21 protein-coding genes are annotated in these 23911 nt (G+C 63.7%); 8 read left to right on the top strand and 13 right to left on the bottom strand.

Going from position 1 to position 23911, the window contains the following annotated elements; genetic code table 11:
• Nucleotides 1–67: 67 nt before the first annotated feature.
• On the top strand, nt 68–1165 hold the full coding sequence (locus EQG66_RS01430; protein WP_129402742.1) for a Ppx/GppA phosphatase family protein: 1098 nt from the start codon (nt 68–70) through the stop codon (nt 1163–1165).
• Nucleotides 1162–1842 (top strand): RlmE family RNA methyltransferase, encoded by a 681-nt coding sequence (locus tag EQG66_RS01425; protein ID WP_129402741.1) that lies wholly within the window; start codon nt 1162–1164, stop codon nt 1840–1842. Before EQG66_RS01430 ends, EQG66_RS01425 begins: the two co-directional genes overlap by 4 nt.
• Here the strand turns inward: EQG66_RS01425 and EQG66_RS01420 are convergent, their stop codons facing one another.
• Nucleotides 1843–4104 (bottom strand): NADP-dependent malic enzyme, encoded by a 2262-nt coding sequence (locus EQG66_RS01420; RefSeq protein ID WP_129402740.1) that lies wholly within the window; start codon nt 4102–4104, stop codon nt 1843–1845. It lies immediately after the preceding gene.
• Nucleotides 4105–4255: 151 nt separating this feature from the next.
• Between EQG66_RS01420 and mutS the strand changes: the two genes are divergently transcribed.
• Together mutS and EQG66_RS01410 are read left to right on the top strand one after the other, a co-directional pair.
• Nucleotides 4256–6898, top strand: coding sequence for a DNA mismatch repair protein MutS (mutS, locus tag EQG66_RS01415; RefSeq protein ID WP_245987767.1), 2643 nt, complete (start codon nt 4256–4258; stop codon nt 6896–6898).
• 8 nt (nt 6899–6906) lie between these two features.
• Entirely contained in the window at nt 6907–9672 is a 2766-nt protein-coding gene (locus EQG66_RS01410; RefSeq protein WP_129402739.1) for a [protein-PII] uridylyltransferase, read from the top strand.
• Nucleotides 9673–9674: 2 nt separating this feature from the next.
• Here the strand turns inward: EQG66_RS01410 and EQG66_RS01405 are convergent, their stop codons facing one another.
• From EQG66_RS01405 to EQG66_RS01350, 12 genes are all read right to left on the bottom strand, one after another.
• A complete protein-coding gene (locus tag EQG66_RS01405; protein WP_129402738.1) occupies nt 9675–10199 on the bottom strand; it encodes a L,D-transpeptidase family protein in 525 nt (174 codons plus the stop codon).
• A gap of 58 nt (nt 10200–10257) precedes the next feature.
• Nucleotides 10258–11331 (bottom strand): GTP cyclohydrolase II, encoded by a 1074-nt coding sequence (ribA, locus tag EQG66_RS01400; RefSeq protein ID WP_129402737.1) that lies wholly within the window; start codon nt 11329–11331, stop codon nt 10258–10260.
• The gene (locus tag EQG66_RS01395; RefSeq protein ID WP_129402736.1) at nt 11331–12125 is read right to left on the bottom strand and encodes an exodeoxyribonuclease III; all 795 of its coding nucleotides are present in this window, start codon (nt 12123–12125) and stop codon (nt 11331–11333) included. Before EQG66_RS01395 ends, ribA begins: the two co-directional genes overlap by 1 nt.
• Before the next feature lie 249 nt (nt 12126–12374).
• Nucleotides 12375–12992 (bottom strand): LolA family protein, encoded by a 618-nt coding sequence (locus EQG66_RS01390; protein WP_425470203.1) that lies wholly within the window; start codon nt 12990–12992, stop codon nt 12375–12377.
• Between the two features lie 68 nt (nt 12993–13060).
• Nucleotides 13061–13732, bottom strand: a complete 672-nt coding sequence (locus tag EQG66_RS01385) for a COQ9 family protein (RefSeq protein WP_129402734.1) — start codon at nt 13730–13732, stop codon at nt 13061–13063.
• Nucleotides 13733–13777: 45 nt separating this feature from the next.
• On the bottom strand, nt 13778–14200 hold the full coding sequence (gene ribH, locus EQG66_RS01380) for a 6,7-dimethyl-8-ribityllumazine synthase (RefSeq protein ID WP_129402733.1): 423 nt from the start codon (nt 14198–14200) through the stop codon (nt 13778–13780).
• A 10-nt stretch (nt 14201–14210) separates the two neighbouring features.
• Entirely contained in the window at nt 14211–15491 is a 1281-nt protein-coding gene (ribB, locus tag EQG66_RS01375; protein ID WP_129402732.1) for a 3,4-dihydroxy-2-butanone-4-phosphate synthase, read from the bottom strand.
• A 49-nt stretch (nt 15492–15540) separates the two neighbouring features.
• Nucleotides 15541–16164, bottom strand: coding sequence for a riboflavin synthase (locus EQG66_RS01370; RefSeq protein ID WP_129402731.1), 624 nt, complete (start codon nt 16162–16164; stop codon nt 15541–15543).
• Between the two features lie 9 nt (nt 16165–16173).
• Complete coding sequence (gene ribD, locus EQG66_RS01365) at nt 16174–17157, bottom strand: bifunctional diaminohydroxyphosphoribosylaminopyrimidine deaminase/5-amino-6-(5-phosphoribosylamino)uracil reductase RibD (RefSeq protein WP_281273882.1); 984 nt, start codon at nt 17155–17157, stop codon at nt 16174–16176.
• The gene (locus EQG66_RS01360) at nt 17154–17636 is read right to left on the bottom strand and encodes a DUF4200 domain-containing protein (RefSeq protein WP_129402730.1); all 483 of its coding nucleotides are present in this window, start codon (nt 17634–17636) and stop codon (nt 17154–17156) included. The genes ribD and EQG66_RS01360 overlap by 4 nt, the downstream gene beginning before the upstream one ends.
• Before the next feature lie 212 nt (nt 17637–17848).
• Nucleotides 17849–18751: an RNA polymerase sigma factor RpoH gene (gene rpoH, locus EQG66_RS01355; protein ID WP_129402729.1), complete on the bottom strand. Its 903-nt coding sequence runs from the start codon at nt 18749–18751 to the stop codon at nt 17849–17851.
• 69 nt (nt 18752–18820) lie between these two features.
• Nucleotides 18821–19780 (bottom strand): RluA family pseudouridine synthase, encoded by a 960-nt coding sequence (locus tag EQG66_RS01350; RefSeq protein ID WP_129402728.1) that lies wholly within the window; start codon nt 19778–19780, stop codon nt 18821–18823.
• A gap of 17 nt (nt 19781–19797) precedes the next feature.
• On the opposite strand from EQG66_RS01350, the gene EQG66_RS01345 reads away from it, so the two are divergent.
• The 4 genes from EQG66_RS01345 (at nt 19798) to EQG66_RS01330 (ending at nt 23893) form a co-directional block, all read left to right on the top strand.
• Nucleotides 19798–20208, top strand: a complete 411-nt coding sequence (locus tag EQG66_RS01345; protein WP_129402727.1) for a M67 family metallopeptidase — start codon at nt 19798–19800, stop codon at nt 20206–20208.
• A gap of 67 nt (nt 20209–20275) precedes the next feature.
• Nucleotides 20276–20941: a histidine phosphotransferase family protein gene (locus EQG66_RS01340; RefSeq protein ID WP_129402726.1), complete on the top strand. Its 666-nt coding sequence runs from the start codon at nt 20276–20278 to the stop codon at nt 20939–20941.
• A gap of 82 nt (nt 20942–21023) precedes the next feature.
• Nucleotides 21024–23441: a chemotaxis protein CheA gene (locus EQG66_RS01335; protein ID WP_129402725.1), complete on the top strand. Its 2418-nt coding sequence runs from the start codon at nt 21024–21026 to the stop codon at nt 23439–23441.
• Nucleotides 23438–23893, top strand: coding sequence for a chemotaxis protein CheW (locus tag EQG66_RS01330; RefSeq protein ID WP_129402724.1), 456 nt, complete (start codon nt 23438–23440; stop codon nt 23891–23893). The genes EQG66_RS01335 and EQG66_RS01330 overlap by 4 nt, the downstream gene beginning before the upstream one ends.
• Nucleotides 23894–23911 lie beyond the last annotated feature (18 nt).

Raw genomic sequence — 23911 nt, 5'->3', positions numbered from 1 at the left:
CCGAACCCCTAGGGTTGGAACCAAGTACCGCGCGCTCCGCGTGGAATATATAAGTGAGTGACGAGGCATGGCGCAGCAGACCCGCCAAAGGGCCGAGAAAATGCGCCCTTCCGGGGCCAATGAGGGAACGGGCAGTGCCGCACCCGCTTCAGGCAGGCCGCCGGTTCGTTCTGCTCCCCCGCGCTCTGGCCCCGCCCGCACCGGCGCCTCGCGCACCAGCTATGCCGCGATCGATCTGGGCACCAACAACTGCCGCCTGCTGATCGCCAAGCCCTCCGCCGATGGCTTTGTGGTGGTCGATGCCTTTTCGCGCATCGTGCGACTGGGCGAGGGGCTGGCGGCGACGGGCGCGCTGTCCGACGCGGCGATGGACAGGGCAGTGGCGGCGCTTTCCGTCTGCGCGGAAAAGCTGCGCGCCCGGCAGGTGACGCTGGCGCGCTCGGTTGCGACCGAGGCGTGCCGTCGCGCGTCCAACGGCGCGGCGTTCATTGAGCGGGTGAAGCGCGAGACGGGCATCGCGCTCGATATCATTTCGGCGCAGGAAGAGGCGCGGCTCGCGGTGCTGGGATGCCATGCGCTGCTGGAGCCGGGGGATGGCCCGGCGCTGATCTTCGACATTGGCGGCGGCTCTACCGAACTGGTGCTGGTGGATAGCACCGGCCCAAGCCCGCGCATCATCGACTGGCTGAGCATGCCGTGGGGCGTGGTGTCGCTCACGGAGTGTGAGGCCGCGCCGGAAGACAGCCATGTGGATGTGCGGGCGGCGGCCTATGCGCGGATGCGGGCGCGCGTGGCCGATGCGATTGCGCCCTTTGCCGAGCGGGTGCCCCCTGACGCGGATCAGCCCCGCCTGCTCGGTACATCGGGCACGGTGACGACGCTGGCCAGCGTCCATCTCGACCTTCCCAAATACAACCGCCAACTGATCGACGGGCTGATTGTGCCGACCGGCTCTATGCGCGCGATTTCGCAGCGGCTCTCGCTGTTGACGCTGGACGAGCGGCGCGCGCTGCCGAGCATCGGGCCGGACCGGGCCGATCTGGTGGTGGCGGGCTGTGCGATTCTGGAGGGCATACTCGATATCTGGCCCGCGCCGCGCCTTGGCATAGCGGACAGGGGCATCCGCGAGGGGATATTGCGCTGCCTGATGGACCAGCGGCTATGAGGGGCGCGGGCGCAGGGCGCGTGCGGGTCAAGACCGCGAAAAACCGTACTGCGCAATCGACACGCTGGCTGCAGCGGCAACTGAACGACCCTTATGTGAAGCAGGCGAAAGCCGAAGGCTGGCGTAGCCGCGCTGCGTTCAAGCTGATGGAGCTGGATGACAAGTTCGGGCTGCTGAAGGGTGCGCGCGTGGTGGTGGATCTCGGCGTGGCGCCGGGCGGGTGGGCGCAGGTGGTGCGCAAACGCGCGCCGCATGCGAAAGTGGCAGGCATTGACCTGCTGCCGGTGGACCCGATGGATGGCGTGGTGCTGCTCCAGATGGATTTTCTGAGCGAAGAGGCGGATGCAGCGCTGGCCGAGGCGCTGGGCGATGCGCCCGATCTGGTGCTGTCAGACATGGCGGCCAACACCGTCGGCCATGCCCAGACGGATCATCTGCGCACCATGGGTCTGGTCGAGGCAGCGGCGTGGTTCGCGGTGGAGCATTTGAAGCCCGGAGGGGCGTTTGTGGCGAAAGTGTTTGCGGGCGGCACGGACAAGGATCTGCTCGTGCTGTTGAAGCGCAATTTTGCTACGGTAAAGCATGCCAAACCCCCTGCCAGCCGCAAGGGCAGCAGCGAATGGTATGTCATTGCGCAAGGATTCAAGGGGCGGGCTGAGCCACCCCCGGAAGTCTGATTATCCCGCGATTCCGCCTGCCGCCAGCACTGCCAGCGTCAGCAGCTCGCTGGCGTTCGATGCCATCGTCGCCACCTGAACCGGCTTTTCCATGCCGACCAGCATCGGGCCGATCACGCTGTCTCCGCCCAGTTCGCGCAGCAGCTTGGCCGAGACATTGGCCGATTGCAGGCCGGGCATGATGAGGCAGTTGGCCGAGCCGGAGAGGCGGCAGAACGGATAATTCTTCATCACAGCCGGGTTGAGCGCGACATCGGGCGCCATTTCGCCCTCATATTCGAAATCGACTCCACGCTCGTCGAGGATCGCGACCGCCTCGCGGATATTTTCCAGCCAGTTGCCCCATGGATTGCCGAAGGTTGAGTAAGACAGAAACGCGACGCGCGGCTCATGACCCATGCGGCGCGCAACCGCGGCGGTGCCCTCGGCGATATCGGCCAGCTCGATGGCCGAGGGGCGCTCATGCACCGTCGTATCAGCCATGAACACCGTATGGCTCTGGCCGACAAGAATGTGGATGCCGAAATTGGTGCGGCCCGGCACGGTGTCAATCACCCGGCGCACTTCGCGCATTGTCTGCGCATAGGTGCGCGTCATGCCGGTGATCATCGCGTCCGCCTCGCCCATTTTGAGCAGCAGAGAGCCGAAGATGTTGCGATCCCGGTTCACCATCCGCTCGCAATCGCGGCGCAGATAGCCGCGCCGCTGCAGGCGTTCATAGAGCGCATCCACCATCCTGGGCACCAGTGGCGAGTTGACGCTGTTATGCACCTCAAAGCTGTGCGGATCGGCAACGCCGAGCGCGCGCAGCCGGTCATACACATCTTGCCGCCCGACCAGCACCGGGATGCCATATCCGCCATCGCGGAACTGGATGGCGGCGCGCAGCACCACTTCCTCTTCGCCCTCGGCAAAGACGACGCGTTTCGGGTGGGCCTTCGCACTCTCATAGGCGAGGGTGAGCACCGATGTCGTCGGGTTGAGGCGCGCCTTGAGGGACTGGCGGTAGGCGTCCATATCCTCGATCGGCTTTTGCGCGACGCCGCTGTCCATCGCCGCCTTGGCGACGGCGGTGGAGACGACCTCCATCAGACGCGGGTCAAACGGGGCGGGGATGATATAATCCGGCCCGTAATTATGCTGTATGCCATAGGCCCGTGCCACTTCCTCCGGCACCTGCTCCCGCGCGAGGGCGGCGATGGCGTTTGCGGCGGCAATCTTCATCGCCTCGTTGATCGCGGTGGCTCGCACATCGAGCGCGCCCCGGAAGATGAACGGGAAGCCGAGCACGTTGTTGACCTGGTTGGGATAATCCGAGCGGCCGGTGGCTACGATGGCGTCTGGCCGGGCCTTTTTGGCATCGGGCGGGGTGATTTCCGGGTCCGGGTTCGCCATTGCGAAGATGATCGGCTTGGGCGCCATCTCTTGCACCATGTGGGGTTTGACCGCTCCAGCCGCCGATAAGCCGATGAAAATGTCCGCGCCCTTGAGCGCTTCTTCGAGGCTGCGCTTGTCCGTCTTGGCGGCATGGGCGGATTTCCACTGGTCCATGCCCTCGGCGCGGCCCTGATAGATGACGCCGGCGCGGTCACACATGATGATGCGGGATTTGTCCGCACCCATCGCGATGATCAGCTCTGTGCAGGCAATCGCCGCTGCGCCCGCACCATTAACGACAATAGACACATCCTTGATGTCGCGCCCGGTGATGTGCAGCGCGTTGATGAGGCCCGCAGCACAGATGATCGCGGTGCCATGCTGGTCGTCATGCATGACCGGGATGTTCATCCGCTCTTTCAGCGCCTGCTCTATGATGAAACATTCCGGCGCCTTGATATCCTCAAGATTGATTCCGCCGAAGGTAGGCTCCAGCAGCGCGACCGCCTCGATAAAGGCCTGTGGGTCTTCGGTCGCCACCTCGATGTCGATTGAGTCCACATCGGCGAAGCGCTTGAACAGCACCGCCTTGCCTTCCATCACCGGCTTGGATGCGAGCGCGCCCAGATTGCCCAGCCCCAGTATCGCCGTGCCGTTGGATATGACCGCGACGAGGTTGCCCTTGGCGGTATAGTCATATGCAGTGGCGGGATTCTCCGCGATCGCCCGCACAGGCACCGCGACGCCGGGCGAGTAGGCGAGCGAAAGATCGCGCTGTGTCGCCATCGGCTTGGAGGCGATGATCTCGATCTTGCCGGGGCGCCCGGTGGAGTGGAAAAACAGGGCTTCACGCTCGGAAAATTCGATGGTGGGGCGGTCAGACATGAATGTCTCCAGTTATAGGAACCGATGCGTGCAGGCGGTTTTGCACTAGCTTCATTTATAGGCGCGCCACAAGGGGAAGGGCGCAATTTTGTTTGCATCAAACCCGTCGCTCAATTCCCAAACCGCATTGGAGGCGCTATCGCATTGGTCGATGAACCGCCCCGCTGCCTCTGTAACTGACACGCTTGTGCCGATGACGCCGATGATGGCGCAATATTTCGCGCTGAAGGCGCAGGCAGAGGACTGCCTGCTATTCTATCGCATGGGCGATTTCTTTGAGTTGTTCTTCGATGACGCCAAGGCGGCGGCGGCTACGCTCGATATTGCGCTCACCTCGCGCGGGGATCATGGCGGAGCGCCGATCCCCATGTGCGGTGTGCCGGTGCACAGCGCGGAGGCCTATCTCGCGCGCCTCATTCGCGCAGGCCATCGCGTGGCGATTGCCGAGCAGACCGAGACGCCCGCCGAGGCGAAGGCGCGGGGGGGAAGCAAGGCGCTGGTCGCGCGCGGGATCGTGCGTTATGTCACGCCCGGCACTTTGACCGAGGACACGCTGCTCGATGCGCGGGCGGACAATATGCTCGTCGCTGTCGGCGAGGCGGGCGGCGAGATCGCGCTGGCGGCGGCGGATATCTCCACGGGCCGGTTCGAGGCGATGAGTGTTGATGGCACAGCTTTGGGGGCAGAGCTGGCGCGGCTTGGCGCGTCTGAGATTGTGGTGGCGGAAGGCTGTGCGCTCGATGTGCCGGGCGCGCATGTGTTCGATAAATCGGCATTTTCCTCTGCGCGGGCCGAGACGCGCCTGAAAAGCCTGTTCGGGGTGGCGACGCTGGACGGCTTCGGCAGCTTTTGTCGCGCGGAGCTGGCGGCCATCGGCGGACTGCTGAGTTATCTCGATCATGCCGGGCAGGGGCGTCTGCCTCACCTCGCGCCGCCGGTGCACATCGCGCCAGGCAGCCATATGGCGATCGACGCCGCCACGCGCGAGAGCCTGGAGATCGTCTGCACGATGAGCGGCAGCCGGGCGGGCAGTCTGCTCCACAGCATCGACAGGACCGTGACCGGCGCGGGCGCGCGTCTGCTCGCCGCCGATCTCGCCGCGCCGCTGCTGGATGAAGGCGAGATCGGCGCACGGCTCGATCTGGTGCAGTGGCTGCATGACGACAGCGGCAGAAGGGAAGCCCTGCGTGCGGCGCTGAGGGCGCTGCCGGATATCGGGCGGGCGCTGGGGAGGGTCGCGGTTGGGCGTGGGTCGCCGCGTGACCTTGGGCAGTTGCGCGATGGCCTCTCCGGTGCGCGGACCCTGCGCGAGCGGCTGGGCAGGACGGAGGCACAGCCGTCGTTGCTCAACAGCTTGCTTCCCGCTCTCGATGGCCATGGCGCGCTGGTGGATGAGCTGACATGCGCGCTTGTGCCCACGCCGCCGACCGAGGCGTCTTCCGGCGGCTATATCGCGGAAGGGTTTGACGCGGCCCTCGATGAGCTGCGCCGCCTCGCAAGCGACGGTCGCCGCGCAATCGCGCAGCTTGAGGCCCGCTATCGCGATGAGACAGGCATTTCCGCCCTCAAGATCCGCCACAATGCGGTGCTGGGCTATCATGTTGAGGTTCCGGGGAAGCATGGCGATGCGCTGATGCGCGAGGGATCCGGCTTCACCCATCGGCAGACGCTCGCCGGAGTGGTGCGCTTCAACTCTGTCGATCTGCACGAGGAGGCTACCCGCGTTTCTCAGGCGGGCGCGCATGCGCTGGCCGCCGAAGCAGCGCATCTCGAAAGCCTGATCGAGATGGTGCTTACCCGCAAGGAGGCGATCACCCGCGCGGCGCAGGCGCTGGCGCGGCTGGATGTGGCGGGGGCATTGGCCGAGCGCGCGGCGGAAGGGGGATGGGCGCGGCCTGCCTTCGTGGCGGAACAGCGGCTGGACATCGTCGGCGGGCGGCATCCGGTGGTGGAGGAAGCCTTGCGGCGCGAGGGACAGGCGTTTGTTGCCAACGATTGCGCGCTTAAGCCAACGGACAGGCTCTGGCTCGTCACTGGCCCCAATATGGGCGGCAAATCGACGTTCCTGCGGCAGAATGCGCTGATCGTGCTGATGGCGCAGGCGGGGAGCTATGTGCCTGCCCAATCCGCCACGCTCAGCCTTGTCGACCGGCTTTTCAGCCGCGTTGGCGCGTCAGACAATCTCGCGCGCGGGCGCTCTACCTTCATGGTCGAGATGGTCGAGACCGCAGCAATCCTGTCTCAGGCGACCGAGCGCAGCTTCGTCATCCTCGATGAGGTGGGGCGTGGCACCTCGACTTATGATGGCCTTGCGCTGGCATGGGCGGTAGTGGAGGCGGTGCACGAGGCCAACCGCTGCCGCTGCCTGTTCGCAACGCATTATCATGAGCTGACGCGCCTTGCCGAAACATTGCCCGCGCTTTCGTTGCACAATGTCCGCGCGCGTGAGTGGAAGGGCGATCTGGTGCTGCTGCATGAGGTGGCGGATGGCCCGGCGGACCGCAGCTATGGCATCGCGGTTGCGCGCCTCGCGGGCTTGCCGCCCGCTGTGCTGGCGCGCGCCAAGGCGGTGCTGGCAAAGCTGGAGGCGGGGCGGGCAAAGACTGGCGGCATCGCGGCGGGGCTGGACGATTTGCCGCTGTTCGCTGCCACAATGCCCGATAAGGAAGACCTTAACCCCGATCCGCTACAAGAGCTGATAAACGCCACAGACGCGGACGCATTGACGCCGCGCGAGGCGCTGGAGCTGATATATAAGCTCAAGGCGGTAGCGGATGCGGCGAGGAAACCCTAGATAAGACTATGACCGATTTTTTCTCAGCATTGCCCAATCGCCGGGCGATCATAGACCGCCGCGCGGTGGCCGACCGTCTGGAGCAGTTGCTGGCCGAGGCGGCGGGGCAAGACGCGACGGCGTTGCGCGGCAAAATAGTCGCGGTGCTTGCCGACGCTCTGGCTTCGGGCCGCGCGGAGGCGATGCGGCGGCTGGACGCACACCCCACAAACGGGCGCGAGACAGTGCAGGCATTTGCGTTCCTGACCGACCAGATTTTGCGCATCCTCTATGACGCGACGCTCCGCCATCTTTATGACCCCGGCAACCGCAGCACGTCCGAGCAAATGGTGTTGCTGGCCGTTGGGGGCTATGGCCGGGGCGAGATGGCACCCGGCTCTGACGTCGATATCGCGTTCGTTACCCCCTACAAGCCGACAAGCTGGACCGAGCAGGTGATCGAATCCATGCTCTATTCGCTGTGGGATCTGGGGCTGAAGGTCGGGCACTCCAGCCGCTCGATCGACGAGATGATCCGCATGGCGAAGGCCGACCTCAGCGTGCGCACCGCCCTGCTGGAGGCGCGCTATGTTTGGGGCGACCGCGCGGTCTATGACACGGCGCGCGGGCGCTTCGGCACCGAGGTTGTGAAGGACGGTGCGCGGAGCTTCGTTGCCGAAAAGCTGGCCGAGCGCGAAGCGCGGCACAAGCGCATGGGCGATAGCCGCTATGTGGTCGAGCCGAACGTCAAGGAAGGCAAGGGCGGGCTGCGCGATCTCCAGACCCTGTTCTGGATCGGCAAATATGTGAACCGGGTAGACAACATCGCCGGGCTGGTCGAGGCCGGGCTGCTCAGCCCGCAAGAGCTGAAACAGTTTCAGAAGGCGGAAAATTTCCTCTGGGCCGTGCGCTGCCATCTTCACAGCCTCACCGGGCGCGAGGAAGACAGGTTGACCTTCGATTTGCAGCTGGAGGTTGCCAAGGCAATGAACTTCACGCCGCGCGCCGGGCGATCGGGCGTCGAGCGGTTCATGCGATATTACTTCCTGATGGCGAAGCTGGTGGGGGACCTGACCGGCGTGTTCCTCGCGCATCTGGATGACCAGTGGGCGGTGCGCGGGCGGCGCTTCATGCCGACATTGTTCCGCCGCCCGCGCAAGCTCGACGGCTTTGTGCTGGAGCGGGGGCGCATTGCGCTGCCCGAAGACGACTTTTTCCAGAAAGACCCGGCACGCCTGCTGGAGATATTTGCGCTGGCGGACAAGCATGGCCTTGCCATTCACCCCAGCGCGATGATCGCGGCACGGCGGGATGCGCCGCTGATCGACAACGAAACGCGCAAAGACCCCCGCGCCAACGCCTTTTTTCTGGATGTACTCACCTCGCCGCGCGACCCGGAAACGGTGCTGCGCTGGATGAACGAGGCGAATGTCTTTGGCCGCTTCGTGCCCGATTTCGGCCGCGTCGTGGCTCAAATGCAGTTCGATATGTATCATCACTATACGGTGGACGAGCACACGATCCGCGCTGTCGGCCTGCTCGCTCAAATTGAGAAAGGCGAGTTGGCGGAGGATCATCCGCTGTCCAGCAATCTTATGGGCAAGCTCGTATCGCGCAGGGTCCTCTATGTCGCGGTGCTGTTGCACGATATCGCCAAGGGGCGGGGCGGAGATCACAGCGTCCTCGGCGCAGAGGTCGCGGAAAAGCTCTGCCCGCGCTTGGGCATGAGCGCGGCAGAGACCGAGATGGTCGCCTGGCTGGTGCGCTATCATTTGCTGATGAGCGCCACGGCCTTCAAGCGCGACCTGTCAGACTATAAGACGATCATGGATTTCGTCGAGGTGGTGCAGAGTGCCGAGCGGTTGCGGCTGCTGCTGATGCTGACGACGGTGGATATCCGCGCTGTTGGGCCGGGGGTGTGGAATAGCTGGAAGCGCCAATTGCTGAGCGATCTCTATCACGCCGCCGAAGAAGTGCTGCGCCTTGGCCACAAGTCCAACGGGCGTAAGGAAAAGGTCGACGCCAAGCTCGCGGCGCTTAAGTCCGCACTCAACGTGAGCGAGGCGGAGTTCGCGCGGTTGGCGAAGCGCCTGCCCGAAAGCTATCTCATCGCAGAGGCGGATGACATATTGGCCCACAACGCGCGTCATATTTTGGCGGCGGGCAAGGCGCCGCTCTCCATCGCCGCACAGGTATATCCGGAGCGTGGGGCGAGCCTCGTCACCATCTATGCGGCGGATCACCCCGGCATTTTCTATCGCATTGCGGGCGCGATCTATCTCGCGGGCGCCAGTATCATCGACGCGCGCATCCACACCACGCGCGATGGCATGGCGATCGATAACTTTCTGGTGCAGGACCCGCTTGGCCGCCCATTTGATGAGCCGAGCCAGCTCGCGCGGATCGAGCGGGCCATCGAGGATGCGCTGGCCAACAAGCAGAAGCTTCAGCCTAGGCTGGAGGCGCGGCCGCTCTCGCGCACCCGCGCCGAGGCCTTTGCCATCGCGCCGGTGGTGCTGATCGACAACAAGGCCTCCAACCGCTTTACCGTGATAGAGATCCACGCGCGCGACAAGCCTGCGCTGTTGTTCAATCTCGCCTATGCGCTGTTCCAGTCCAAGGTGACGGTGCATAGCGCGCACATCTCCACCTATGGCGAGCGGGCTGTGGATACGTTTTACATCACCGATCTGCTCGGCGGGAAGATAGAGAGCAAATCCCGCCTGCAAACGCTGGAGCGCAGGTTGCTCGATGCGTCAGAAGTGCGGGCGGTGGAACAGCAGATCGCGGCCTGAGGTCAGGCGATTTCCATCATCATCCCCGGCTCCAGCAGGGGCAAGATGCGGTCCATATCCGCGCGCGATATGGCGATGCAGCCCTCGGTCGGCTTGGGGGTGCTGTCATCTCCCGTCACCCAGATATGCCAGAAGATCGCGCTGCCCATGCCCGGAACGGGCGGCGCATCATTATGACCCAGCACGATGACGATGTCATAGGCGGCGTCATCGCGCTGAAGGCGCTCGTGCGAAAAGGAGTGGGGGAGGGTTACGGGGCGGTTATAGGCGGGGTCGTCCGCGCCATCTGACCAGCCATCATTGTCGCGCGTCCAGCGCCAGGGAATGTGCAAAGGCTGCGCAAACGTGACCCGGCCCGCCCTCAAAAGCGCGCCCCGGATTGGCCATCTCCCCAGCGGCGTGCAGCCATCGCCCTCATGCTTGGATTCGGCCGCGCAGGCGCCGCCCTTGCCAATGGCGCAGGGGATGATCTCGCCATTGAAATGCAGCAGCCGCGCGGCGGTGTCCACGCGCACAGCCATGCTCATGTTAGTGTGCTCGCATCGCTGTGTGCGGAAAACCGGTGCCTACTTTTCCGCGCGATGCTCATAGCTGATGCCCGGTGCGGTCCCGCTTGGTGTCGAGATAGCGGGCATTATGCGGGTTCGCGGCGATACTGAGCGGTACGCGCTCCGTCACTCTCACGCCTTCCGCCTCCAGCCCGGCGACCTTGGCGGGATTGTTGGTCAGCAGGCGAATGTCGCGGATGGCAAGCAGCTTAAGCATCTGCGCCGCGACCGAAAAATCCCGCGCATCTATCGCGAAACCGAGGCGGGTGTTGGCGTCCACCGTGTCAAACCCCTGATCCTGCAGCGCATAGGCGCGCAGCTTGTTGATCAGGCCGATGCCGCGCCCCTCCTGCCGCAGATAGAGCAGCACGCCCCAGCGCGCCTCGGCGATCTGGTGGAGCGCGGAATGGAGCTGCGGCCCGCAATCGCATTTGAGGCTGCCGAGCACATCGCCGGTCAGGCACTCGCTATGCAGCCGCACGACAGGCAGGCTGTCGTCGCGCGTACCGACGACGAGGGCAACATGCTCGCGCGGGTCGCCGGGAGTACGGAAGGCGACGATCTCCGCGTTTTCCGCCGCCGATACAGGCAGACGCGCGCGCGTGGCGATATGCAGTTGCGAGCCGCCGTCAAAGGCCACTATCGCTGCCGACTCTGCGCTTGCCTCTGTGATTATGGGAGCGGGCGCGACGAAGAAGGCGGGCAAAATCCCGGCCAGCCGGGCAAGGCGCAATGCCGCCGACGCTACATCAGGGTCGGCGAGGGGCAGCGCACGATACGGCCCTTTCAACGGGGTGGCGAGATCGCGCACCGGGTCCGCTATTGCCATTGCACCGCCAAGGTCGATCCAGCTTTCCCGCTGCACCAGCACCGGGGCTTCAGGGTCTGCCGCCTCGCGCTGGTTGGCGAGGCGAAGCGTCTGCGCCCGCGCGGCGGAGATGAGGATATTTGCCCGGCTGTCTGCATCGAAGGCAGGCAGGCTCGTCTCGTCCGCGCTTTCGACCGCTAACAGATGGAGGCTCCGATCGCCCGCCGAAACCGTGACCGGCCAGCCGCGCCGCAGCGCGTCGATCGCTCTGGCGACAGCCCGCGCGGTCGCCTCGGCGCTCATCAGAACACGAACTCGGTAATGAGCGGCGCATGATCAGAGGGTCTTGCCCAGCTGCGGCAGTTTTCAGCGACGCGATGACTGACCGCCTTGCTCGCCAGTTCCGGGCTGACCCACATATGATCGAGCCTGCGCCCACGATCAGACGCGAGCCAATCCTTCGCGCGATAGCTCCACCAGGTATATAGCCGCTGCGGCGCGGGGTAGAACTGGCGACCCAGATCGACCCAGTTGTGCGCGGCCTGCATCCGGCCGAGCAGCTCGCACTCGACCGGCGTGTGGCTGACGACATCGATGAGCTGCTTGTGACTCCATACATCGCACTCAAGCGGCGCGATGTTGAAATCTCCCGTCAGGATAGTCGGCGTCGAGAGATTGGAGGACCACTCGATCATTCTCTCAAGGAAATCGAGCTTCTGGCCGAATTTGGGGTTCTCTACCCGGTCCGGCACTTCGCCGCCAGCAGGCACATAGACATTTTCCAGCCGCACGCCGTTGTCGAGCCTGACGCCGACATGGCGTGCCTCGCGGTTGGCCTGCCAGTCCAGCCGGTCGTCCTCCCGGATAGGCACCTTGCTGATGATAGCGACGCCGTGGTGCATCGGCTGGCCATGAAGAATATGGTGGTTATAGCCCATCTGGCGGAAGACTCCGCCGGGGAAAATATCGTCCGTCACCTTGGTTTCCTGAAGGCACAATATGTCTGGCGCTTCTTCGGTGAGGAACCGGGTGACAAGGTCTATACGGGCGCGGACACTGTTGATGTTCCACGATGCGATTTTTAGAGTTTGAGGCATGGCCCCATCCCCTAGGAGGCTTGGCAGGACGACGCAAGAGGGCTTCAACGTTAATGAAAGACCCTCGCTCCGGGGGCGTGGAGCGAGGGTCCGAGTGTGCGCTATTGGGCGCAATCACAAAGGGGCAGGCCGGATAACAGGGGGGAAGTCCGGCCTCTTCCTCTGCGGTTGATCCCTTCTACCTGAGTCTGGCTGTCGCCAACATTAACGGATGAAAAAAACGCACCGTTTATCGTTTGCGAAGACCGCTTAACCGCCTCCGCGCGGGCCGGGTGTGCGCGGGTCGCGCCAGCGGAACGCCGAATCCGCCACCGGCGCGTTATAGCGCTGCCCGCCGAGACGGACGGCGGTGCGGTTGCCCTGCGCATCACGCGCCACCCAGCCATAGAGGCTAAGGCCTGCCGGCGCGGAAGGCTGGCGCTGGAAGACCAGCGTGATCGTGCCGAACTCCGGTCGTTTGGGGTCTCGCGCCTCGACAGAGAGCAGGGCGGAGTCGCCGGTCTGGATTACCTTGCTGAACTTCGTGAAATCGCGCGAGGGATCAATAAGCGCGCCGAGTGGCGAGCTGCCGATCGGCCAGCGCTGAACCTGCCGCACTTCATAATCGATCACGGTCAACGCCTTGCCATCGCCCACGATGAGCAGCGGCACGCCCTTCTGATATTGAAAGCGGATTTTGCCGGGTTGCTTGAGGGTGAGCACACCTGTCAGCGTCTGGCCGTTACGGTCGGTCTGCGCGAAGTCCGCGACGAGGCTCCTGGTCTGGCGGATATAGTCCGCCACGCGGGCGAGGTCTTGCGCATCGGTGCCGGTTTGCGCGCGCGTGGGCATCTGCACAGTGAGCGCCTGCAAGGCGCAGCACATCATCAAGAGGGCGGAACGAAGAGCTTTCATTGCTGGGGTCAGTATCCGGCGCGGGGTGAACTGGGGGTGAATCAGGATTGCGCGCGATAGCGCAGACGACCGATGAAGCGCGCGAGGCTGGGGCGGTGTTCCGCATTGGCGGTGAGCCGCGCCTTGGCCTTTTCGAACTGCATCACGCCTTCGATTCTGCGGGCCAGGAAGGCGCGGGTATCGGCATGGCCCTCGCTCTCGTCGTTCACGAACGCGAGCAGCGTTGCAGAATATATGCCGGTGAGCAGCGTACGCTTGGTGTAGTGGTTGTAATCGACCGCCGTATCACCCGCCGCGCGCCACATATGGTCCGCCGCGCGCCAGCCGAGCTTTGCGGCGTGGGCGATATTCTGTGGCAGGGCAAGGATGGACAGCGCCCGACGCAGTGCTTCTTTGTCTGCCGATGCCGCATCAAGCCGTGCCTCGACCAGCGCTGCTATTTTCTCGCGAATCTTCATGGCTGAGAGGCGTTCTGGTGGGCAGGCGGCCAGCATGCTTGCGTCAATATGTGCGAACCAGGCGTCGATCATGCTGAGCGCCTTGCCTTCAAAGGCGAGGGCGGCGATTTCCGGGTCTACCCCAGCCTGTGCCGCCGCCAGCTCCACCGCCGCTGCGCTCCAGCCATCGAACGCGGCATTGCGCGCGACGAGCGGAGCCAGTGCGGCGCGCACTTCGTCTAGAGTCGGGTCATCGGGGAGGGGGGGGCTGGCCATGCCTCCTATTTAGGGCCGGTCGTGATGGAGGCAAGGCGTAACCTGTCAGCCCGCAAATTTCTCGCGCAGTTCCAGCATCCGTATCGCCGCCTTTGCGGCCTCGCCACCCTTGTCTTTTTCGGTGCGGCGGGCGCGGGTGAGCGCCTGCGCCTCGTTCTCCACGGTGAGGATGCCGTTGCCGATGGGGATGCCATCGAGCGAGAGCGCCATCAGCGCGCGCGCACTCTCGTTGGAGACGACCTCGAAATGATAGGTCTCACCACGGATGACGACACCGATGGCGACATATCCGTCATAGCGCCCGCTCTCCGCCGCCAGTGCTACCGCGCCCGGAATTTCCAGCGCGCCGGGAACGGTGATGACCTCGTGGCTGTGCCCCGCCGCAGCGAGAGCGGCGACCGCGCCCTCAATCAACAGGTCGTTGAGGTGATCGTAAAAGCGCGCCTCGACAATCAGGAATTTCGACATACCGTATCTCCTAAATCTCGATGGTGCGCTGGCCGACGACGGCGAGGCCATAGCCATCAAGCGCGATCAGGCTGTGGCTGCTGTTGGTGAGCAAGATCATGTCATGCACGCCCAATTCTGCAAGGATTTGTGCGCCTACGCCATAGTCGCGCAGCTCATCCATATCGCGGGGCTGTGCGCCGTCGCGCATCATCAGCAGGCGGGAAAAATCGTCTGGCGCGCGTCGATTGATGGCGACGATAAGCCCAGCGCCTTCTTTGCCGATAATCTCCATCGCACGGGCCAGCAGGCCGCTGCGTTCAATATCCTCGCCGAATATATCGGCGAAGGGGTTGATCTGGTGCATGCGGACGAGGGTGGGGCTGTCAGGATCGATATTGCCCTTTTGCAGCACCAGCTGTTCGGATTGCGTGGCGGAGTTGAAGAAGGTGATCGCTTTCCATTCGCCGCCCCAGCGGCTGGTGAAGCTCGCTTCGGCCCGGCGCTCCAGCAGATGATCATGCCGCCGCCGATAGGCGATGAGATCGCGGATCGTGCCGATCTTCAGCCTGTGCTTCTGCGCGAAGGGGATGAGATCATCGAGCCGGGCCATGGTGCCGTCATCCTTCATGATCTCGCAGATCACGCCGGAGGGATTGAGGCCTGCGAGACGCGAGACATCTACTGCCGCCTCGGTATGGCCGGTGCGGATCAGGACGCCGCCATCACGCGCGACCAAGGGGAAGACATGACCTGGCGAGACGATATCCTGCCGCCCTTTGGATGAGTCTATGGCAACAGCGATAGTTCGTGCCCGGTCCGCCGCCGATATGCCGGTGGTCACGCCCTCGCGCGCCTCGATGGAGACGGTGAAGGCGGTTTCATGCCGGGTGCCGTTGGCGCGGCTCATAAGATCCAGCCCAAGCTGATCGACCCGCTGCTTGCTGAGCGCGAGGCAGATGAGACCGCGCCCGTGAGTCGCCATGAAATTGATGGCATCCGGCGTCGCCATCTGCGCGGGGATGATGAGATCGCCCTCATTCTCGCGGTCTTCATCATCGACGAGAATATACATGCGCCCGTTGCGCGCCTCGTTGATGATTTCCTCCGGGCTGGCGAGTGCGGTGCCGCTTTCGCGCTTCGTCAGATAGGCCTCAAGGCGGGAGAGGGTTTCAGCGGTGGGGTTCCAGTCGCCATCGCCCAGCTTGCGCAGGCTGTTGGCGTGGAGGCCGGCCGCACGGGCAAGGCCAGAGCGCGACATGGCGCCGCTGCGGATGAGGGATGTGATCCGATCGATAAGCTGTATAGACATTTATGAATAAAATCACATCACAATGTGATCGTCAAGACGGTAAATCACATCATACGACGGTGATGCGTTCCTTCATCCGTGCAAGATAGCGCGCCAGTACATCGATCTCGATGTTTACCGCGCGCCCCTGCACCAGCTCGTCCAGTGTGGTGACGGACCATGTGTGCGGAATGAGGTTAACGCTGAAATGCGTCTCGCCCTTGTGATCTGTGACCTCGTTCACGGTGAGCGACACACCATCTATGGTGATAGAGCCCTTCTGCGCGACAAAGGGCGCTATGTCAGGCGATACGGTGAAGCCGACGCGACGCGATTCGCCTTCCTCGCACACGCCGATCACGGTGGCGACGCCATCGACATGGCCGGTGACGATATGCCCGCCCAGCTCATCGCCCAGCTTGAGCGCCCGCTCAAGGTTGAGGCGGCGGCCAGATTCCCACATGCCCACAGCAGTGCGGCGCACGGTTTCGGCCGAGGCGTCGACCGCGAACCAGCCTTTGCCATCGGCGCCTGTGCCCTTGTCCACCACCGTGAGGCACACGCCGGAACACGCGATTGACGCGCCGAGCGCCACACCGTCCATGTCATACCCGCAGGCGATGACGAGGCGCAGATCTCCGCGCTGATCGGCAGAGAGGATAGTGCCAATGTCTGTGATGATGCCGGTAAACATGGCTTGGCTCTAGCCCGCTCTTGCGCGCGCGTAAACCTCCATCGCGTCGACACCCAGCATACGCCTGTCGACAAGCCGCCAGCGGCCGTGTGCGGCATCGAGCGAGGGCAGGCCGATGTCCGCCACGCCGGGTTTGCCGCCGCCAAGGATGATGGGCGCACGATAAAGCAGTAGCGTATCGACCAGATCTGCCGCGAGAAACGCGGCGGCTGTCTGTGCGCCACCCTCTACCATCAGACGGGACGCGCCTTCGATGTCCGCTATGCGGGTGGGATCGTCGATGATTGCCCAGCCATCAGGTGGGGCGCCATGGCCCAGCAGGATGCGCTGCGGCGCGTGGTCTTCGAGGCCGGGCAGGCGTATGTTGAGACGGGGCTTGTCTGCCCACCATGTTCCACGTCCGACAAGTATCGCGTCATGATGCGCGCGCATCACATGTGCATGATGGCGGGCGGGAGCAGAAGTGATCCACTGGCTGCTGCCATCTCCACAGGCAATGCACCCATCCAGCGACAGGCCTAGCTTGAGTGTGACCGCCGGGCGGCCCAAAGTCTGTCGGGCGAAGAAGCCATCCATCGCGGCGCGCGCTTCATCCGCCAGCACGCCTGTGTCGACCGTGATGCCCTGCGCGCGCAGCCAGGCGATGCTCTGGCCGTTGGTACGGGGATCTGGATCGGCCGCGGCGATGACGACGCGTGCAATCCCGGCGCGGGCGATCAATTCCACACAGCGCGGGCCACGGGGGGAGAGATGAAAACAGGGTTCGAGCGAAGCATAGGCTGTCGCGCCGTCGGTCAGGCCATCCGCCTGGGCCAGCGCCTGCGCCTCGGCATGGGGGCGACCGCCGGGTTGGGTCCAGCCGCGCCCGATGACGACAGTACCCTTGACAATGATACAGCCCACATTGGGGTTGGGCGCGGTGCGGCCCTGCCCGCGCAATGAGAGCGCAATCGCTGCGCGCATGAAGCGCGCGTCATTCCGCGTTGCCGTCATTCCACCGGGCCGGAGGGGGAAGGCTCTGGCCTCGCAAGCGGCTGGCCCGCGTCCAGCTTGGCCTGTGCCTCGGCCAGCTTCTTGTCGAGCTGGGCGTTGAGATAGCGCACTGCCTCGGCCTCACGCGCGGCGTTGCGCTTGGCATCCTCGCGCCATTCGATGCCGAACATATCGGCAATCTTTTGCATTTCCTTCTGCTTGGCATGCAGCGCCTTAACCCGTGCCGCCAGATCCGCCTTCTGTTGCAGGATAATGGTGACGTCGGATCGGTCCGCCGTCCAGTTCTGGAAATACATGATCTGGTTTTGCTTGGGCATCGTGTTGGTGTTCGCATCGACCATGAACACCCAGATGATCACCCATGTCAGCGCGGCCGAAACACCGAGTAGCGGCCAGCGATGAGTCCGCTTTTCGAGCAGATAGCCCCACAGGTCTCCTGCTGCGCTTTTGGGAGAGACGGGGCGAGGAAAGATAGCCATGAACGTCCTATAGGGGCTGCCCGGCCCGGATGCAAAATTTACGATGTTTGACTGAAGTCACGGAACATTAGCACAAGATATTTATTATGATGACCGCGACCTGATGGGATTGCCAATGGCTATCCTTATCACCTTACCCGGCACTCCTAACAGGGTGCCGGGTTTTTCCTTTTCTATCAGATTGATACGCAAAATAAGCCAGTCGAACCCGCTCAGGCGGGCAGCAGATGCCGTTCGCCAGCGATTCGCATCATCGCCTTTTGCAGCTTCTCGAACGCGCGCACCTCGATCTGGCGGACGCGCTCACGCGAGACGCCATAGACCTGGCTCAGTTCTTCCAGCGTTTTCGGCTCTTCGGCGAGGCGACGCTCGGTCAGGATATGCTGCTCGCGGTCATTAAGGCTGTCCATCGCTTCCAGCAGCAGCTGGTGGCGCATGTCCTGCTCTTCGGCATTGGCCACGCGCTCATCCTGCAACGGGCCATCGTCGGCCAGCCAATCCTGCCACTGGCCCTCGCCATCCTCGCGCATCGGCACATTGAGCGAGGTATCCCCGCCCATCGCCATGCGGCGGTTCATGCTGACGACGTCCTCCTCGCTGACGCCGAGATCAGTGGCAATCTTGGTCACGTCATCGGGGTGAAGATCGCCGTCCTCAAACGCCTCGATATTATTCTTCATGCGCCGCAGGTTGAAGAACAGCTTCTTCTGCGCCGCCGTGGTGCCCATTTTGACCAGCGACCAGCTGCGCAGGATGAATTCCTGTATCGATGCCCTGATCCACCACATCGCATAGGTGGCGAGGCGGAAGCCGCGATCCGGCTCGAACTTCTTGACGCCCTGCATCAGACCGATATTGCCCTCCGAAATCAGCTCGGAAACCGGCAGGCCATAGCCGCGATAGCCCATCGCGATCTTGGCGACGAGGCGCAGGTGGCTGGTGACGAGCTGCGCGGCGGCTTCGGGATCCTGATGTTCCTGATAGCGCTTGGCGAGCATATATTCCTGCTCCGGCGTCAGGATCGGGAATTTCCTGATCTCTGCCAGATAGCGGTTGAGGCTGGCGTCTGAGCCGAGAACCGGCACGACTGCGTTGGAAGTATTGCCTTTGGCCATGTTTTCTAACCCTGGTCCCTTTCTGCCGTCCCCGTGTGGGCGGCGGCGTTGCACACTGCCAGCCCCCGTCTATACGCGAAGCTGGCTTAACAGTTCCTGCATATCGGCGGGCAATGCGCTTTCAAACGCAAGCCGTTCTTTCGTTATAGGATGGATAAACCCCAGCGCGGCGGCATGCAACGCCTGCCGGCCAAAGCTTTGCTTGGTGGCGCCATTGCCAAACTTCATCCGCCCAGCGCGGCCATAAACCGGATCGCCGATCAGCGGGTGGCCGAGATGGCTCATATGCACGCGCACCTGATGGGTACGGCCTGTCTCCAGCTGACATTCCACCAGCGCCGCGCCCTTAAGCGCTTCTATCGTGCGGTAATGGGTGATGGCATTTTTGCCGCGCCCCTCGCGCAGCACGGCCATCTTCTTGCGGTCATGATCGGAGCGGCCCAGCCAAGTCTCTATCCTGCCTGACGACGGGCGCGGATGGCCGCGCACAATGGCACGATAGCGGCGCTCAATGCTGTGATCACGGAACTGAACGGAAAGCCCCTCGTGCGCCGCGTCAGTCTTGGCGACGACGAGCAGGCCGGAGGTGTCCTTGTCTATGCGGTGGACGATGCCGGGCCGGGCGACCCCGCCAATGCCCGAAAGCTGGCCCCCACAATGATGCAGCAGCGCATTGACCAGCGTGCCATCGAGATTGCCCGCCGCCGGGTGAACGACAAGGCCGGCGGGCTTGTTCACCACCACGAGGTGCGCGTCTTCGTAGGCGATATCGAGCGGGATGTCCTGCGCCACCGCTTCGGCCGGCGCGGCTTCGGGCAGAGTGACGGTAAAACTCTGCCCTGCCGCTACTTTCAGCGCCGGGTCTCGCAGTGGCTGGCCCCGCTTGCCCGATACATGGCCATCCAGGATAAGCGCCTTCAGCCGCTCGCGCGAGAGGCCCGGCACAAGCCCGGCGAGCGCCTTGTCCAGCCGTGCGCCGGAAAGAGCCTCGTTTACGATGGCTGTCATACTGGAACTTGCTTCCCCCATAGGCTAGCCATGTGGGGATGGTGGTTCATATATCAAGAGATGTGCTGGAGCAGATTTTGGCGCAGGCGGCAGCGGCGCCAGAGATGGAGGTTTGCGGCCTGCTTCTGGGTGGGGAGGGGCGGATTACCGAGGCGCGCCCCGCTGCCAATATTGCCGACGATCCTGCCCATCGGTTCGAGCTGGACCCTGCCGTGCTGATCGCTGCGCACAGGGCCGCGCGCGCTGGCGGCGCGCAGATTCTGGGCCATTATCATTCTCACCCCGGCGGAAACACCGAGCCATCGGTGTGTGACGCAGCAATGGCGGATGTTGCCGGCGCGCTCTGGCTCATCTGCGCACCGAATGGAGGCTATGCGTTGTGGCGCGCAGGAACAGACGGGCTGCATGGCCGTTTCACCCGAAATAGGTTTGAAGTGGAGGGGCAATAGCCCATAATGCTTGCTTCCCTGACGGCATGGCGGCAAAGACCAAGGGAAGTATTTTTCGGGGGATGGGATGAGCAGTCAGTCAACAGGGCAACAGGGCGATCCGGCGCTGGATTTTGCGGCGCTGCTATGTTCGCGCCTGTGCCACGATCTCTTGAGCCCGGTCGGCGCGTTCAACAACGGGCTGGAGCTGATGGCCGACGAGACCGACCCGGAAATGCGGGCGCGCTGCCTCGATCTGTTGGCAGAAAGCGCACGGACATCGGCGGCGAAGCTCAAATTCTTCCGTTTGGCCTTCGGTTCCGCTGGCGGCTATGGCGACGCTGTGCCGCCAGAGGAAGCGCGGCAGGCGATTGAAGGGATGTTCGCTTCGTCCGGCCGCGTGAAGATTGGCTGGCTGGTGCCGCAGGAGGCAATCAACAAGCGCGCGGTTAAAGTGCTGCTCAACCTCGCGCTGATTGCGGGCGATGCGCTGGTGCGCGGCGGACAGCTCGATATAGGGGTGGAGATACAACCCGGCGGCATCGAACTGGCCGTGCGCGGGCAGGGGCAAAAGATCGTGCTGGATGAGGAGTTGCGCGCCGCGCTCTCCGGCCAGTTGCGCGACGATGCAGTGACATCCCGCTCCGCCGCAGCATGGATGGCGCGCCAGATGGTTGAGCGCGCGGGCGGCTCGATGATGCTGTCCGCCCCCGGCGAACCGGCTCTGGTTTTTGGCGCGGTTTTGCCCACATAACTTCCGATTATTCCCCGTTTTTAACGCGGAATTAACCATGGCTGTTCGATCATGCCTGAGAACAGGTGTCGCGAGCGGGTGAATGGAAGAACTGCTTTCCGATTTCGTAGCGGAAACCCAGGAGGGGTTGGAAGCGCTCGCCAATGTAGTGGTGGCGCTGGAGGCGGACCCGTCTGACCGCGTCCGGCTCGACGAGCTGTTCCGCTTTTTTCACACCGTCAAGGGCAGCTCCGGCTTCCTCAACCTGCCGCGCTTTGAAAAGCTGAGCCATGCGGCGGAAGATGTGCTCTCGGAAATGCGCGGCGGCGAGGGCACGCCTGATGCCGCGACGATCACCGCCGTGCTCGCGATCATGGATCGCATCGCAGAGCTGTGTGCCGCCATCGAATCTGGCGATACGCTCGATCGCAAGGATGATGAGGTCATTATCGCCACGCTGCGGCAGTGCGTTGCACTATCGCGTGGCGATCACGGCCAGGGTGGTGGCGATGGGGATGCAGGCAACGCCGATAATGAAGAGGCGCAGGCGCGCCTGCCCGGCGCCGCACGGACCATCCGCTTGCCCTTGATGCTGATCGATCAGCTGATGAACGGCGTGTCAGATATGGTGCTGGCGCGCAACGAGCTGTCGCGCAAGCTGCGCGTGACCGAGCCTGAGCCTGAGCTTGAGGCGGCGTTCGAGCGCCTGTCGAGCTGCATCGCCGATATGCGCGACACCATTTCCAAAACGCGGATGCAGCGGGTGGACCGCCTCTTCATGGCAATCCCGCGCATGGTGCGTGACCTCTCGCGCGAGCTGGGCAAGAAAATCGAGCTGGTGCTCGAAGGCGGCGATGTCGAGATGGACCGCGAAATGGTGGAGGCGGTGATCGACCCGCTCACCCATATCGTGCGCAATAGCATCGATCATGGCATAGAAACGCCCGAACAGCGCCGCGCGGCGGGCAAGCGCGAGGCAGGGCAGCTGCGGGTATCGGCGCACCAGTCCGGCAGCCAGATCGTGATCGAGGTGGCGGACGACGGGCGCGGGATCAATACCGATGCGGTCGTCGCCAAGGTGGTCTCCGCCGGGCTGATGAATGCGCAGGAAGCGGCGCTGCTAGGCGATCAGGCCAAGCTTGACCTTATCTTCACCCCCGGTCTTTCCACCGCCCAGGCCGTTACCGCGATTTCCGGGCGCGGCGTGGGCATGGACATCGTTCGCGCCAATATCGAGCGGATCGGCGGGCTGATCTCGCTGTCGAGCGAGCCGGGGCGCGGCCTTACCATCACGATGCGCGTGCCGCTCACGCTCACGATCATTCCGGGACTGATCCTGAATGCGGGCGGCATCAACTTCGCTATTCCGCGCTCGGCGGTCGTGGAGATTTTGCACGACAATAACCCCACCGTCTTCGTTTCGCGGCTGGGCGGCGGCCAGACCGCCACGATCCGCGATACCCGTTATTCGATGATCGATCTGGAAGAGGTGATCGGCATGCCGATGCTGGAGCGGCATGGGCCGCGCTCGCTGATGCTGGTGCGTTCGACTGGCGGAAACCCCTATATCCTCGGCGTCGCCGCCGTGGAAAACCACGAGGAGCTGGTGATCCGCCCTGCTGCGCCGATGGTAATGGCGGCTGGTATCTATGCGGGTATGACTCTGCCGGATAACGGCCAGCCAATGCTGCTGCTGGACGCGGGCGGCATAGCCGAAGTGGCGCAGCTGCCGCTGATCTTCGAGACGAATGAACAATCGGCCAAGGATCATGCCGGCGCAGCCTTGCAGGGCGCCAGCTATAGCGGCCTGCGCTATATTGAGCTGTCCGGCGAGGAGCGGATCATTCGGCTTTCGCTGGTGGAGCGGGTGGAGGATATCGCGCTCGATCATTTCGGCGTTTCGGCCGGGCGGCCCTATGTCACGCTGGGCGGGCGCATCGTCAACTGCGCGCGCGCGGTGGGCGAGGCCGAGTGTCAGCCAGGGATGCGCGAGGTGACATGTCTGCGCATCCGCGATGATCTTCACGAGCTATGCTATCCCATTCGTATGGTGCTGGACATCGAGGATGTGTCTACCGAGCTGGATATGTCTGCCCGCCATGGCCTTGTCGCAGGGCTGGTGCTGCTCAATGGTCGGCAGGTCGAGGTGGTGGACAGCATGGCGCTGCTGGCACTCGCCGGTATGCAGGACATTCCTGCGGAGGGCGCTGTCAAGCCCACGCGTTGCCTGATCGGCGATGCGGATGACCCGTGGAACCGCGAGATACTGGCTCCTTTGCTGACGCAGGCGGGCTTTGAGGTGGTCTGGGCAGGCAAGGACATGGAAGCCGCGCAGGGCGATGTCGTGGTACTGACATTAGACGATGCTCAGGCCGAGGCGATGCCGCTTGATGCCCCTGTCGTTCGCCTGCGCCGCGCCAGCCAGCCGGGCGGGCCGGAAGACGCAAGCATCTATCGCTATGATCAGGATGCGCTGATTGGCGCTATTGCTGCGCTGGGCAGGGGGAGCGTGACGGCATGAGCGCGCTTTATCTGTTCGCACGGATCGCGGGCACCGCTGTCGCCATCAGCACCGATGAGGTGGATGCCGTGGTGCGGCTGCACGAGCTTTCGCCGGTTCCTGGGGTGCCTGGGCATGTCGCGGGCCTCGCGGCCTTGCGCAGCCGGGTGCTGACCATCATCGATGCAGCCACTCTGGTTCGCAGCGAGCGCCAGCTGCCCGATGATGCGCGTGCGCATGACGGCGATTGCCATGCCATCGTCTGCGAGATCGGCGGCCATGGTTATGGCATATTGGTGGATAGGGTAGACGATATCCAAACCGTGGAAGCTGCGCCGCTCCCCATATGCGGCAGGATAGAACCGACCTGGCAATCCTATGCCAGAGGCGTGATCGAGACAGGGGGTGAGCCATATTTCGTGGTGACGCTCGCGAGTTTTCTCGATTCCTGCCTCTCCGCGCAAGCAGCCTGACCCACCTGTTTACCTTTC

Origin of the sequence: Sphingobium fluviale (genome assembly GCF_004122115.1) — a bacterium.
GTDB classification, from domain to species: domain Bacteria; phylum Pseudomonadota; class Alphaproteobacteria; order Sphingomonadales; family Sphingomonadaceae; genus Sphingobium; species Sphingobium fluviale.
Note: the sequence above shows the minus strand (reverse complement) of the source record. Positions and strands in the feature narration are given on the sequence as shown.

Excerpts from the sequence above, each read along its gene's own strand:
- EQG66_RS01430 (WP_129402742.1), top strand. The coding sequence starts at position 68 with ATGGCGCAGCAGACCCGCCAAAGGGCCGAGAAAATGCGCCCTTCCGGG.
- EQG66_RS01420 (WP_129402740.1), bottom strand. The coding sequence starts at position 4,104 with ATGTCTGACCGCCCCACCATCGAATTTTCCGAGCGTGAAGCCCTGTTT.
- ribD (WP_281273882.1), bottom strand. The coding sequence starts at position 17,157 with ATGACGGCAACGCGGAATGACGCGCGCTTCATGCGCGCAGCGATTGCG.
- EQG66_RS01405 (WP_129402738.1), bottom strand. The coding sequence starts at position 10,199 with ATGAGCATGGCTGTGCGCGTGGACACCGCCGCGCGGCTGCTGCATTTC.
- EQG66_RS01335 (WP_129402725.1), top strand. The coding sequence starts at position 21,024 with ATGGAAGAACTGCTTTCCGATTTCGTAGCGGAAACCCAGGAGGGGTTG.
- EQG66_RS01330 (WP_129402724.1), top strand. The coding sequence starts at position 23,438 with ATGAGCGCGCTTTATCTGTTCGCACGGATCGCGGGCACCGCTGTCGCC.
- EQG66_RS01345 (WP_129402727.1), top strand. The coding sequence starts at position 19,798 with ATGGTGGTTCATATATCAAGAGATGTGCTGGAGCAGATTTTGGCGCAG.
- EQG66_RS01390 (WP_425470203.1), bottom strand. The coding sequence starts at position 12,992 with ATGATGTGCTGCGCCTTGCAGGCGCTCACTGTGCAGATGCCCACGCGC.
- EQG66_RS01370 (WP_129402731.1), bottom strand. The coding sequence starts at position 16,164 with ATGTTTACCGGCATCATCACAGACATTGGCACTATCCTCTCTGCCGAT.
- EQG66_RS01410 (WP_129402739.1), top strand. The coding sequence starts at position 6,907 with ATGACCGATTTTTTCTCAGCATTGCCCAATCGCCGGGCGATCATAGAC.
- EQG66_RS01340 (WP_129402726.1), top strand. The coding sequence starts at position 20,276 with ATGAGCAGTCAGTCAACAGGGCAACAGGGCGATCCGGCGCTGGATTTT.
- ribB (WP_129402732.1), bottom strand. The coding sequence starts at position 15,491 with ATGTCTATACAGCTTATCGATCGGATCACATCCCTCATCCGCAGCGGC.
- mutS (WP_245987767.1), top strand. The coding sequence starts at position 4,256 with ATGAACCGCCCCGCTGCCTCTGTAACTGACACGCTTGTGCCGATGACG.
- EQG66_RS01360 (WP_129402730.1), bottom strand. The coding sequence starts at position 17,636 with ATGGCTATCTTTCCTCGCCCCGTCTCTCCCAAAAGCGCAGCAGGAGAC.
- ribA (WP_129402737.1), bottom strand. The coding sequence starts at position 11,331 with ATGAGCGCCGAGGCGACCGCGCGGGCTGTCGCCAGAGCGATCGACGCG.
- EQG66_RS01350 (WP_129402728.1), bottom strand. The coding sequence starts at position 19,780 with ATGGGGGAAGCAAGTTCCAGTATGACAGCCATCGTAAACGAGGCTCTT.
- ribH (WP_129402733.1), bottom strand. The coding sequence starts at position 14,200 with ATGTCGAAATTCCTGATTGTCGAGGCGCGCTTTTACGATCACCTCAAC.
- rpoH (WP_129402729.1), bottom strand. The coding sequence starts at position 18,751 with ATGGCCAAAGGCAATACTTCCAACGCAGTCGTGCCGGTTCTCGGCTCA.
- EQG66_RS01385 (WP_129402734.1), bottom strand. The coding sequence starts at position 13,732 with ATGGCCAGCCCCCCCCTCCCCGATGACCCGACTCTAGACGAAGTGCGC.
- EQG66_RS01425 (WP_129402741.1), top strand. The coding sequence starts at position 1,162 with ATGAGGGGCGCGGGCGCAGGGCGCGTGCGGGTCAAGACCGCGAAAAAC.
- EQG66_RS01395 (WP_129402736.1), bottom strand. The coding sequence starts at position 12,125 with ATGCCTCAAACTCTAAAAATCGCATCGTGGAACATCAACAGTGTCCGC.